Here is a 12455-nt window from a genome sequence, read left to right on the forward strand (position 1 = left end):
CGTGGCCACTCTGGGAGTCAATGTCGATCACGTTGCCACGATCCGCCAGGCCCGGGGCATCAACGAGCCTGATCCCGTTACCGCCGCCGCTTTGGCGGAACTGGCGGGAGCGGAATGCATCACCGTGCATCTGCGGGAAGATCGTCGCCATATCCAGGACCGGGATGTGGAGCTGCTGCGCCAGACCGTGAAGACCCGTCTGAATCTGGAAATGGCGGCGACGGAGGAAATGGTCGGCATCGCTCTGATGATCAACCCGGATTCGGTCACCCTGGTTCCGGAAAAGCGCCAGGAGCTGACAACCGAGGGCGGGTTGAACGTGGCCCAGATGAAGCCGGCTCTGAAGTCGAGGGTGGCGGTACTCAAACAGAGGGGGATCAAGGTTTTTCTGTTCATCGATCCCGATCCGGAGCAGGTTAAGGCCTCCCATCGCATCAGTGCCGACGGGATAGAAATCCATACCGGCACCTATTGTGAGGCGACCGCCGCCGAGGATCGCCGCCGGGAACTGGAAAAGATCGATGCCGCCATCCGGGCCGGGAAAAAACTCGGTCTCCAGGTCAATGCCGGCCACGGTCTGAACTACGTCAATCTAGCCCCGGTCGTGGCCCTGGGCGGGATCGAGGAGTTCAACATCGGCCACAGCATCATCTCCCGGGCCGTCCTCGTGGGGATGGATCGGGCGGTGCGTGAAATGGTCGCTCTGGTCAGGGGACGCTGAAGTGCCGCGCATCTCCGGTCTCGGTGTCGACACGGTGCGCTGCAGCCGTTTTCGCCGCTTCCTGGAACAGGGCAAGCGGGCCGTCATCGATCGGCTGTTCGATGAGGACGAGCAGGCCTACGCCCTGGCCAAAAAGGATCCTGCGCCGTACCTGGCGGTACGGTTCGCTGCCAAGGAAGCCTTTCTCAAGGCCCTCGGCACCGGATTGCGTTACGGGATCGCCTGGCGAGAGATCGGAGTACGCAGGGATGAGCTGGGTCGCCCCTATCTGGTTCTGAGCGGACAGGCGGCGGTGGAATTCCAGACCCGCGGGCATCACCACATGCACCTGTCCTGCAGTCACGATGGAGATTACGCCTTCGCCACCGTTATCCTGGAAAGTTCCCGGGGCGAATAGAAATTGTTGCGCCAAAAGGAGAAAAAATGCTGAAAGCCAAGGATATCATGACCAGGGAGGTTCACACCGTCACCCCCGAAACCAGCGTCGAGGAGCTGGCCCGCCTTTTTCTGGCAACCGGGGTGAACGCCATGCCGGTGGTCGACAGTAAAGGGCGCCTTTTCGGGATCATCACCGAAACCGATCTGATCGCCCGTGACCAGCCGCTGCACCTGCCGACGGTCATCTCCCTTTTCGACTGGGTCATTTATCTGGAAAGCGAGGATCGCTTCCGGCAGCAGGTGGAGAAACTGACCGCCCAGAAGGTCGGCGAGATCTGCACGCATGAAGTGACGACCGTCAGCCCCGAAGCCACGGTGCAGGAGATTGCCGCGCTGATGGTCGAAAAAGGGGTGCATCTCATTCCAGTGGTGGAGAACGAACAGGTCGTGGGAGTGGTAGCCAGGGTCGACATCATCCGCAGCATGGGGGTCTGACCTATGGCCTATTGGGCCGTTTCGACCTTTTCACCGGATGAAACCCGTCTGTTGGGGCGCTGTCTGGGGGAGGCGATTGGTCAGCCGATGGTGGTTCTGTTGACCGGCGACCTGGGTGCCGGCAAAACCTGCTTCGCCCAGGGCCTGGCCCGGGGATTGGAAGTGCCCGAGCAGGAAGCGATCGTCAGCCCCACCTATACGCTGATGAACCCCTACCAGGGCCGGTTGGCCCTGTTTCATTTCGACCTCTACCGGCTGCCTGAAAACGAGGACCTGGCCGGACTCGGCTTCGAGGAATATCTGCCTGGAGCCGGAGTCGCCGTGGTGGAGTGGGCCGAACGCTTTCCCCACCTGGCCGCCGAATATCTGGCGGTTGAAATCACCCATCAGGACATCGAGGAACGCTCTTTTTCTTTTTGTGCCGAGGGCGAGGCTGCTGCAAGGGTTCTGGAAAATTTCCGGCACCGTTGGGAAAAACGGCCGGTGGAAAAGGATTAAGCAGGACCGATTTATGCCCGAAAAATATTTTGACCGGTGCCCGATTTCTTGGTAGGTTGCTGGATTGCCGTCCCCGCCTGCACAGGTATCTGAGGGGAAGCGATGGTAAGGAATAATCGTACTGGTAATTAAATATTTGAAGGAGGAAAGGAAAGTCATGGCCCTGGTCGTTCAGAAATACGGCGGTACCTCGGTGGGAAGCGTCGACAGGATTCGGAATGTCGCCCGGCGGGTGGCGAAGACCCATGACGAGGGAAATCAGGTTGTGGTCGTGGTCTCCGCCATGTCGGGAGAAACCAATAAACTGGTGAGCCTGGCCAACGAGATCAGCGACTTTCCATCCGAACGCGAGTACGATGTGCTCGTCGCCACGGGGGAGCAGGTTACGATTTCGCTGCTGGCCATGTGCCTGCAGAGCATGGGCTACAAGGCCAAAAGCTATCTCGGGCACCAGGTGCCGATTGTGACGGACAGCTCCTTTTCCCGGGCGCGCATTGAAGAGATCGGCGAAAAGAACATCCGGGAGGATCTCGAGAAGGGATCGATCGTGGTGGTGGCCGGTTTTCAGGGGGTTGATCGCGAAGGGAATCTGACCACCCTCGGCCGCGGTGGCTCGGATACCTCGGCGGTGGCGGTGGCCGCTGCGCTCAAGGCGGACGTCTGTGAAATCTATACCGACGTTGACGGGGTCTACACCACCGATCCCCGCATCGTTTCCGATGCCTCCAAGATCGACCGCATCTCCTACGACGAGATGCTTGAAATGGCCTCGCTGGGCGCCAAGGTGCTGCAGATCCGCTCCGTGGAATTCGCCAAGAAGTATGGCGTCGTCGTACATGTCCGATCCAGCTTTAATGACAACCCCGGCACCCTGGTAATGAAGGAGGATGCAGATATGGAGACCGTTCTGGTTTCAGGTGTAACCTACAACAAGGATGAAGCGAAAATTTCGGTGATGCGCGTGCCGGACAAACCCGGCATTGCCGCCCGCCTCTTTACGCCGTTGTCCCAGGCCAATATCACGGTGGACATGATTATCCAGAACGTGTCCCACGAGGGGTATACCGATCTGACCTTCACCGTGCCTCATGGCGATTTCAAAAAAGCTCTGAGAGCGGTCGAAGAGGCCAGCCGGGACATCGGCGCGGCCGGCGTCCAGACCGACGAGAACATCACCAAGATCTCCATTGTCGGGGTCGGCATGCGTTCCCACTCGGGGGTGGCCAGCAAAATGTTCCAGGTGCTCTCGGCCGAGGGGATCAATATTCAGATGATTTCCACCAGCGAAATCAAAGTCTCCTGCGTTATCGACGCCAAATACACCGAATTGGCCGTGCGCCTGCTTCATGAAGCGTTCGGTCTGGCGAAAAAGGATGTAAAGCCTGAATAGGCCCTGTCTGGTTCCACGGCGGGCGAAGGATGAATCGATGAATCAGATCCGATTGTATGATACGACCCTGCGGGACGGCACCCAGGCCGAGGAGATCTCCTTCCTGGTACAGGACAAGGTTCGCATTGCCCAGAAGCTGGACGAGCTCGGGATCCACTACATCGAGGGAGGATGGCCCGGCTCCAATCCCAAGGACATCGCCTTTTTCAAGGAGATAAAGAAGGTCCGTCTCTCCCGGGCGAAGGTTGCCGCTTTCGGGTCGACCCGCAGGGCGAAAACAACGCCGCAGAAGGACCACAACCTCCTGACCCTGATTCAGGCCGAGCCGGATGTCATTACCATCTTCGGCAAAACCTGGGATTTTCATGTCCGGGAGGCCCTGCGTATCACCGAGGAGGAAAACCTGGAGCTCATCTACGACTCCCTGGCTTACCTCAAGGAGAATGTCGCCGAGGTCTTTTACGACGCGGAACATTTTTTCGACGGATACAAGGCCAACCCCGAATATGCTCTGAAAACCCTGCAGGCTGCCCAGGACGGAGGTGCCGACTGTATCGTTCTGTGCGACACCAACGGCGGAACCCTGCCTCAGGAGATCGCCCCGATCATGGCCGTGGTCAAACAGGCGGTGACGACACCGATAGGAATCCACACCCACAACGACAGCGGCTGTGCCGTGGCCAACTCCCTGGTTGCCGTGGATTGCGGAGCGGTGCAGGTTCAGGGAACCATCAACGGCTTCGGTGAGCGCTGCGGCAACGCCAATCTCTGTTCCATTATCCCCGGATTGCAGCTGAAGATGGGACGGGAGTGCCTCAGCGGGGAGCAGTTGGCCCGCCTTCGGGAGGTGTCCCGCTACATCTACGAGTTGGCCAATCTGGTCCCTAACAACCATCAGCCTTATGTAGGCAATTCCGCTTTCGCCCATAAGGGCGGAGTGCACGTGTCGGCCATCCAGCGGCACTGCGAAACCTATGAGCATATCCGGCCCGAACTGGTCGGCAATGTGACCCGGGTGCTGATTTCCGATCTGTCCGGGAAATCCAATATTCTGGCCAAGGCGCAGCAGTTCAACATCAACCTCGACAGCAAGGATCCCATCACCGTCGAAATCCTCGAAAAGATCAAGGACCTGGAAAACAAGGGTTACCAGTTCGAGGGCGCGGAAGCTTCCTTTGAACTGCTCATGCGGCGCGCCCTGGGAACTGTGCGGCCCTATTTTTCCGTTATCGGCTTCAGGGTTATCGATTCACGACGGCATGATGACGACAAGCCTCTGGCCGAGGCGACCATCCAGGTCAAGGTCGGAGGCAAGATCGAGCATACGGCCGCGGAGGGCAACGGTCCCGTCAATGCCCTGGACAATGCCCTGCGCAAAGCCCTGGAAAGCTTCTATCCTCAGATTCGTGACATGCGGCTGCTCGATTACAAGGTCAGGGTCCTGCCTTCGGGACGGGGCACCGCTTCCATCACCCGCGTGCTCATCGAATCGGGCGACCGGGACAAGCGCTGGGGCACGGTCGGAGTCAGCGACAACATCATTGATGCCTCCTATCAGGCCCTCGTCGATGCCCTGCAGTTCAAACTGATGAAGGAACAGGAACAAAAGGGGTCATGAAACGAAATCGGGGGATAAACCTTTTGGTTGGCATCCTCCTGGTCGTGACAGGCAGCCATCTGGGCCGGTCGGTCTTTTCCGCAAGGGAAGACCCTCCGGCCTTTCTTCATGCCGTTGAAGACCAAAACTGGGTCGCGCTCGGCTCCGGGTTTCCTCGTCCCGGCGTTCATCAATTTATTGACGGTCAGACTCCCCGGAGCGTCATTCAAATGTCGCTCGGCGGTTACAGCCTGCCATCGACCTATGACGAACGCCTCGACCGGCCGCTGGACAATGGGGAGGAACTCGATCTGATTGTGAAAGATATTGAAATTGTTGAGATTTTAAGGAAATGGATGCCTGCCTCTCAACGCATTGTATTGATGATCCCACTGCATCCGCGAAGCATGATCGGCGAAGATTGGATGGCACTGCCCGGGATCGGGCCCAAACTGGCTGAGAGAATTGAAGAATACCGCCAAAAAAATGGCGATTTTTCCTCTCTGGAGGACCTGGAAAAGGTCCGAGGCATCGGGGAGAAGCGGATTTCCGCCTGGGAAGAATTTTTTTAAAGTTTTTTACAAAGGGAAACCATTGAAATATAACGGTAAATTTTTGACAGAAATTTGCCGGAAGAATTTTCATTGCGAATGGCACGTCTTGTGTAATCCCTATAATCGTATTTCGAAACCAATTTTTCGTAACGAGGGGGAAAACATGAGATGTCCCAAATGCAAAGGTCGGATGTACGCAGAAAAATTTTATGATTTTGTCAGAACCTTTGATGCATGGAAATGTTGCTCCTGTGGAGAAATGGTTGACCATACCATTCTTGCCAACCGGGCGCGCAGCCAGAATATCTTCCTGGGATAGCTTACGCCGCGCTGGCAATTAAATCTGTTTTCTATAAAACGAGAAGGGTTCCGGTTTCCGGGACCCTTCTCGTTTTTTATGCCTTCGGTTCATGAAAGCTCTGCCCGGTTATCCAATCCGCTACCCGTCAGGAAGACAGCCTTCTAGTCCCGGAAGCGGCGCTGCAGATCCTCGTAGGCGTCGATCCGCCGATCCCGCAAAAAGGGCCAGATCCGTCGAACCCGCTCGCTGCGCTGACGGTCGATGGAGACTACCAGAGTTTCCTCCTTTTCCCTGTCGCCCTGGCACAGAATCTCACCCTGACACCCGGCAACGAAACTGTTGCCCCAGAACAGGGCGCCCGCCCCGTCTCCATCAGGAGCTTCCTCGAAACCCACCCGGTTGACCGCGATCAAGGGAATGCCGTTGGCCACGGCATGACCACGCTGAACGGTCTGCCAGGCATCCAACTGACGCTGCTGCTCCTCCCGGGTGTCGCCGGGGTCCCAGCCGATGGCGGTGGGATAGATCAGCATCTCGGCACCGGCCATGGCCATCAGCCGTGCGGCTTCGGGATACCACTGATCCCAGCAGACCAGAACCCCCAGTTTGCCGACGGAGGTCGGAATCGGCTGAAAACCCAGATCTCCGGGGGTGAAATAGAACTTCTCGTAATAGCCGGGATCATCGGGGATATGCATCTTGCGGTAGCGGCCGGCGAGGCGGCCGTCCCGCTCGAGGACCACCGCGGTGTTGTGGTAGAGGCCCGGAGCCCTTTTTTCGAAGAGGGAAGCGACGATGACCACGCCGAGCTCCCTGGCCAGGTCCCCCAAAACGACGGTGGTCGGACCGGGAATGTCCTCGGCCAGGTCGAAATTTGCACAATCCTCGACCTGACAGAAATACAGGCTGTTGTGCAGCTCCTGCAGCACCACCAGGTCGGCTCCCCGGTCAGCCGCCTGGCGGATGCCGGTGAGGCATTTTTCAAGGTTGGCCTGCAGATCGCTGGAACAGGCGTGTTGTACCAGTCCGACAACCAAAGGGCGCTCCTGGTTCATGACAGAACTCCTCGGGGCAGCTGCATGGTGACGCAGTGCAGGGAACCATGCTGCAGGATCAGGGGTGAACAGTCGATGCCTATGATAGCACGTCCTGGAAAAGCCTTGCCAATCGTTTCCAGGGCCCGGGCATCATGGGTATCTCCGTAGACGGGAACCAGCACGGCCTCGTTGATGACCAGGAAATTGGCGTAGGTGGCGGGCAGTCGTTCGCCGCTCTCATCGAATTGCGCCCTGGGCCATGGCAGCGGCAAAAGGCGGTAGGGCCGGCCGGCGGCGGTGCGGAAGGAGCGCAGTTCCTCCTGCATGGCGGCGAGTTCCAGATAATGCTCGTCGGTCGTATCGTCACAGGAGACATAGAGGATGGTGTCTTCCGGAGCGAGGCGGGCCAGGGTATCGATATGGCTGTCGGTGTCGTCTCCGGCCAGCCAGCCGTGATTGAGCCAGAGGAAATGGCTGACTCCCAGCTGCTGCTTCAGCAGCTTTTCAAGCCCGTCCCGATTCAGGTGAGGATTTCTGTTGGGATTCAAAAGACATTGGGTCGTGGTCAGAAGGGTTCCCCTGCCGTCGCTTTCGATGCTGCCACCCTCCAGGACCAGATCCATGCTGCGCAGAGGCGCGTCGCCGAAACAGCCGGCTGACTGCAACTGCCTGTTGATACGGTTGTCGAGGTCGGCGCTGAATTTGTTCCCCCAGCCGTTAAAGACATAGTCCAACAGGACCGGACGGCCGTTTTCCAGCAGGCAGATCGGGCCGAAGTCGCGCGACCAGGTATCGTTGGAGGGGATCTCGAGTATTCTGACCCGCCCCAGGTCGGTTCCTGTCTGCACAAGCTGCGCCTGAACCTTTTCTTTGTCGGGAGCGACAATCAGGACCTGCTCGAAACGGCTGATTTCAGTAGCGATGCGGGCGAAAACCGGCTCGACCTGGAGCAGAACCGGTTCCCAGTCGGTTTTTTCATGGGGCCAGGCGAGCAGGACGCCATCCTGTGGTTCCCACTCGGCGGGCAGGCGGACGGACATGGACATTCTCCTGAAAGACAGTGGTGAAAGGCGGTTATCCTAAATAAAACTCGCAAGTTTGGCAACCGTTTAAGCCCGGTGTATTCACAAATTCGATTCGTGATGCCCGAATGGTTCTATCGGGCATCCAAAAAATTACTGACTGGATTCCCGAACAAAAATTCCACGAAAATGGCTTTTAACGAGCCCCTCGGTATCGGTTAGAAAGCCCTGTTGTACAGATAATAGAGTACCGCGAAAAATGTCAGGCTGAGGGCCGGAGCCAGGATCAGGCGGCGCATGCCGAGGGGGATCTGGACCGGTTTCCAGCCGGTTCCCCAGGGAAATTCCCCGGAATAACGCCTGCGGATTTCCAGAATGGTGAACAGGAAAGTCATCCATATGGCGGCCAGGCTGAAACCGGCCAGCACGTCGCTGAGCCAGTTGATTCCGAGATAGCAGCCGCTGAGCCCCGCAAGCAGGGCGAGGAAGCTGGCGCCGATGATAAGGCCCAGACGAAAGCGCCATTTTCTGACCGTATCGAGCAGAAAGTAAACCAGCAGTCCGGCCAGCAACAGGGCGGAAAAGGCGTGGTGGCCAGGGAAGCTGGCCTGGAGGGTGACCAGTTCTGCCTGGAAGGGGGAAGGTCCGGTTCGCGTATAAACGCCCTGCAGGACGGTTGTCAAAACCTTCCCGCCGCCCAACCCGGCGAGCAGGATCACAGCAGAGAAATCGCGATTGTACAGAACCAGCCAGAAAAGAAGGAAACCGCCAACCAGCAGGAGGATCGACGGATCGGCCAGAGAGTGGAAAATGATCAGAAACTGATCGGCCAGGGGATGGCGATGCTGACTGAGCAGATGGTAGACCTGCCGGTCGAGGTTCCGCAGAAAGGCGATGTTTTCGACCAGCCAGAAAAAAATCCCGGAAAAGAGCGCACTGAGTGCAAGGCCGATGGTGAGATACAGACCGGAGCCTCGCTTCATGCTGAACCGCCCGGCCAGAAAATCCCAAAAACGGGGAAAACGGCTGGCAAATCCTTGAATCGGGGGTGTTTCCAGAAATCGGTACCACCTCGTCACCAGGTGCGGCCAGTAGCGGGTGAAGCGAGTTACCAAACGGGGAAACAGTTTTTTCCAGAAAAGCCCGTTGAGGATGAACAGTACCAGGAGGGAGCCGATCAGCAGGCTCAGACGGCCGGTGAGCCGCTGGATCTGTTGCCAGCTGGCTGCGCCGAGGTATCCCAGCCCCGGGTAGGCCATGCCCCAGAGCATGCTGCTGATCAGCGTATAGGTCAAAAAAGGCCCGGGGGACATGCGGGTGCAACCGGCGACGAAGGGCACCATGCCGCGCAAAGGGCCTATAAATCTACCGAAGAACAGACTTTTGCCGCCATGGGCAACGAAAAACAGTTCGGCTTTTCGAAAGAGGTGCGCCCGCTTTTTGAACAGCCGGGAGTGGCGCACCTGGGGGCCTGATCTGGCTCCCAGAAGAAAACTTGCGGTGTCTCCGATGAGAGCTCCCAAAACCGATATCAGCGTGACCGGGAGCAGGTCCCCCTGGCCATGAGCGGCCAGAAAGCCGGCAAAAACGATCAGGGTGCTGCCGGGAACAAGCAGACCGATACCGACGATCGATTCCAACAGGGTGACCGAAAATAACAGACAGTAGTAGGGCCAGCCGACAGGCAACCAGGAAAAGAGATTTTCCAGAATGCTTTCCATCTCAAACCATATAGTTTTCCAAAAAGGAAGGTCGTCCCGCGTCTGTTCCACCGCCAGGTTGCCTTCCCTGTCCGAGTTGTTAATATTATATGAAAATACCCGGAAACAATCTAAAATTCCGCTTGTAAAAATCCCTTGAACAAAATTATTCCTTTTGAAGTTGTCGGGTTATGGGTTCAAGGGCGGAATTCATTCTGATTCACTTTTTTGAGAGGAAGCCAGCCGTGGAACAATTCCTACTGTCCCCTGAAGAATTGGAATGGCGCTGCGACCCCGCGCAGTTCGAGTTCGATTCAACGAAAGATCTCTGCTGTCTCGACGAAACAATCGGCCAGGACCGGGCGTTGACGGCCATAGATTTCGGACTGGGAATCGATGCAAAGGGATTCAATATTTTCGTGTTGGGCGAACCGGGGACCGGTCGCTCCACCACGATTCAGCGCGTCGTCGATAAGCGGGCGGCGGATGAACCGGTGCCCGACGATTGGTGCTATGTCTACGATTTCAAGGATGCCACCCGGTCCGCCTGTATCCAGTTGCCCGCGGGTCTCGGCCGTCAGTTTTGCAAGGATATGGAAGAACTTGTCGCACGCCTGGCGGAGACTATTCCCAAGATATTCGAAAGCAAGGAATATGAACAGGCCAAAAGCAGCATTACCTCCGAATCCCAGGAAAAAAACAAAAAACTGGTTCAGGAACTGGAAGAGCAGGTCAACCGGGAAGGTTTCATCCTGCAGAGAACGGTCGGGGGGCTGGTGCTGGTGCCGACCAAGGACGGCCAGCCTCTTTCCCAGCAGGAATACGCCGAACTCTCCGAGGATGAGCGGAAGCATTTCGAAGACAAGGGAGCGGAACTGCAGGAAAAGTTGAACGAAGTGCTGCGCAAGGTCGTGGACCTTGAAAAGGATATGCGCGAATCCATTCTCGGGGTGGAAAAAGGGTTCTTCAGCTCCGCGCTGCAGCAGCTTTTCGAGCCTTTGGAAGAGAAATACAAGGATAAAGAAAAGATCCTGCAGCACTTCGAGGGCTGCAAGGAAGATATCGTCAACCGGGCCGAGGAGTTTCGCCCCGGCCAGGGGCCCCAGATCGCCATGGGCGGGAAGATCGTCCGGCAGGAGCCCTCATTTGACCGGTACCGGGTCAACCTGTTCGTCGACAACGGGGACCTGGAAGGAGCGCCGGTGGTTTTCGAACCGAATCCGACCTACTTCAATCTTTACGGACGGATCGAGCACATCATCCAGGCGGGTACGGCGACCACCAACTTCACCATGATCCGCCCCGGAGCCCTGCACAAGGCCAACGGCGGTTACCTGATCCTCGACTGCCGGGAGGTGCTGCTCAATCTCTTTTCCTATGAGGCGCTCAAACGCAGCATCCGCAACGAGGAAGTCAAGATCGAGGACATGGCGGAGCAGTTCCGCCTGATTGCCACCGTCTCTCTCAAGCCTCAGCCGATCCCCTTCAAATGCAAGGTCATCTTGATCGGGATCCCCTGGCTTTATTACCTGCTTTATCAGGCCGACCCCGATTTTCGAAAGTATTTCAAGGTCAAGGCCGATTTCGACCGGATGATGAAAAATACCTGGGAAAACGTGCAGCAGTACGCCCTTTTCGTAGCGAGCCAGTGCGACAAGGAAAAGCTGCCTCCATTCGCTCCCGATGGCGTGGCCCGGGTCGTCGAGCATGCGGCCCGGCTTATCGAGGACAAGAAGCGCCTCTCCTCCCGGTTCATCGATGTGGCCGATCTCATACGGGAGGCGGCCTATTTCGCCCGTCAGCAGGGCACCGAAACAGTCAATCGAGAGCAGGTCGAACTGGCCATCGAATCGAAGATCTATCGTTCCAACAAAACTGAAGAGCGCATTCAGGAGTTTATCGAGGAGGGGACCATTCTGGTGGATACCGAGGGCAGGGTGGCCGGCCAGCTCAACGGCCTGTCGGTCTACATGCTGGGCGATTACGCTTTCGGCCGGCCCTCCCGCATCACGGTCCGCACCTTCATGGGCAAGGGCGGGGTCATCAACATCGACAGGGAAGCCAAGCTCTCGGGACCGATTTACAACAAGGCCGTCATGATCCTCGCCGGCTTTCTCGGCGACCGGTTTGCCCAGGACAAACCCCTGACCCTGGCCGCCTCGATCTGTTTCGAACAATCCTATTCGGGAGTGGAGGGGGACAGTGCCTCCTCCGCCGAACTCTACGCCCTGCTTTCGTCTCTCTCCGACATCCCGCTGCACCAGGGCATTGCCGTGACCGGTTCCGTCAATCAACGGGGCCAGGTGCAGTCCATCGGAGGAGTCAATGAAAAGATCGAAGGGTTTTATACCGTCTGCAAGGCCAAGGGCCTGACCGGCGAACAGGGCGTCATCATCCCGGCCAAAAACGTGCAGAACCTCATGCTGCGGAGGGAAGTCATCGCTGCGGTCAGGGACAAAAAATTCCATATCTGGGCCGTCGATCACGTCGACCAGGGGATCGAGATTCTGACCGGTCTGCCGGCTGGCGAAAAGCAGGAGGATGGAACCTGGCCGGAAGGGACGATCAACGCGCTGGTGGACGGCCGGCTGCGCCAGATGGCCGAGGGGATCGTCAAGTTTGCCCGGCCCGAGGAAAAAGAGGCCAAGGGAGAGTAAGCAAGAAAGAAGATTCAAGGAGCGCCGCCTCAATCAGGGGCGGCGCTTTTTTTTGGGGGGGAAAAGGTTTCCTTAAAGTTTAAACAGATTGACGGGGAGAGATTA

Annotated in this window: 11 protein-coding genes; 8 read left to right on the top strand and 3 right to left on the bottom strand. The window is 57.5% G+C overall.

The window, feature by feature from the left end:
• Nucleotide 1: 1 nt before the first annotated feature.
• From R2940_02590 to R2940_02620, 7 genes are all read left to right on the top strand, one after another.
• Nucleotides 2-721, top strand: a complete 720-nt coding sequence (locus R2940_02590; GenBank protein MEZ4598658.1) for a pyridoxine 5'-phosphate synthase — start codon at nucleotides 2-4, stop codon at nucleotides 719-721.
• Nucleotide 722: 1 nt separating this feature from the next.
• A complete protein-coding gene (gene acpS, locus R2940_02595) occupies nucleotides 723-1118 on the top strand; it encodes a holo-ACP synthase (GenBank protein ID MEZ4598659.1) in 396 nt (131 codons plus the stop codon).
• Between the two features lie 26 nt (nucleotides 1119-1144).
• The gene (locus R2940_02600) at nucleotides 1145-1594 is read left to right on the top strand and encodes a CBS domain-containing protein (protein ID MEZ4598660.1); all 450 of its coding nucleotides are present in this window, start codon (nucleotides 1145-1147) and stop codon (nucleotides 1592-1594) included.
• Nucleotides 1595-1597: 3 nt separating this feature from the next.
• Nucleotides 1598-2092 (top strand): tRNA (adenosine(37)-N6)-threonylcarbamoyltransferase complex ATPase subunit type 1 TsaE, encoded by a 495-nt coding sequence (gene tsaE / locus R2940_02605; GenBank protein MEZ4598661.1) that lies wholly within the window; start codon nucleotides 1598-1600, stop codon nucleotides 2090-2092.
• A 157-nt stretch (nucleotides 2093-2249) separates the two neighbouring features.
• Nucleotides 2250-3482: an aspartate kinase gene (locus R2940_02610; protein MEZ4598662.1), complete on the top strand. Its 1233-nt coding sequence runs from the start codon at nucleotides 2250-2252 to the stop codon at nucleotides 3480-3482.
• Between the two features lie 37 nt (nucleotides 3483-3519).
• On the top strand, nucleotides 3520-5100 hold the full coding sequence (cimA, locus tag R2940_02615) for a citramalate synthase (protein ID MEZ4598663.1): 1581 nt from the start codon (nucleotides 3520-3522) through the stop codon (nucleotides 5098-5100).
• Nucleotides 5097-5651: a helix-hairpin-helix domain-containing protein gene (locus R2940_02620; GenBank protein ID MEZ4598664.1), complete on the top strand. Its 555-nt coding sequence runs from the start codon at nucleotides 5097-5099 to the stop codon at nucleotides 5649-5651. The genes cimA and R2940_02620 overlap by 4 nt, the downstream gene beginning before the upstream one ends.
• A gap of 444 nt (nucleotides 5652-6095) precedes the next feature.
• On the opposite strand, the gene R2940_02625 is transcribed toward R2940_02620, so the two are convergent.
• The 3 genes from R2940_02625 to R2940_02635 form a co-directional block, all read right to left on the bottom strand.
• The gene (locus tag R2940_02625) at nucleotides 6096-6989 is read right to left on the bottom strand and encodes a carbon-nitrogen hydrolase (GenBank protein MEZ4598665.1); all 894 of its coding nucleotides are present in this window, start codon (nucleotides 6987-6989) and stop codon (nucleotides 6096-6098) included.
• Nucleotides 6986-8011 carry an agmatine deiminase family protein gene (locus R2940_02630; GenBank protein ID MEZ4598666.1) on the bottom strand — a complete coding sequence of 342 codons (1026 nt, stop codon included), beginning with the start codon at nucleotides 8009-8011 and terminating at the stop codon, nucleotides 6986-6988. Before R2940_02630 ends, R2940_02625 begins: the two co-directional genes overlap by 4 nt.
• Nucleotides 8012-8211: 200 nt before the next feature.
• Nucleotides 8212-9714 carry a bifunctional DedA family/phosphatase PAP2 family protein gene (locus R2940_02635; GenBank protein ID MEZ4598667.1) on the bottom strand — a complete coding sequence of 501 codons (1503 nt, stop codon included), beginning with the start codon at nucleotides 9712-9714 and terminating at the stop codon, nucleotides 8212-8214.
• A gap of 224 nt (nucleotides 9715-9938) precedes the next feature.
• On the opposite strand from R2940_02635, the gene R2940_02640 reads away from it, so the two are divergent.
• Nucleotides 9939-12350: an ATP-binding protein gene (locus R2940_02640; GenBank protein ID MEZ4598668.1), complete on the top strand. Its 2412-nt coding sequence runs from the start codon at nucleotides 9939-9941 to the stop codon at nucleotides 12348-12350.
• Nucleotides 12351-12455: the final 105 nt, after the last annotated feature.

It is taken from the genome of Syntrophotaleaceae bacterium, from assembly GCA_041390365.1.
In the GTDB taxonomy this organism is placed as follows: Bacteria; Desulfobacterota; Desulfuromonadia; order Desulfuromonadales; family Syntrophotaleaceae; genus JAWKQB01.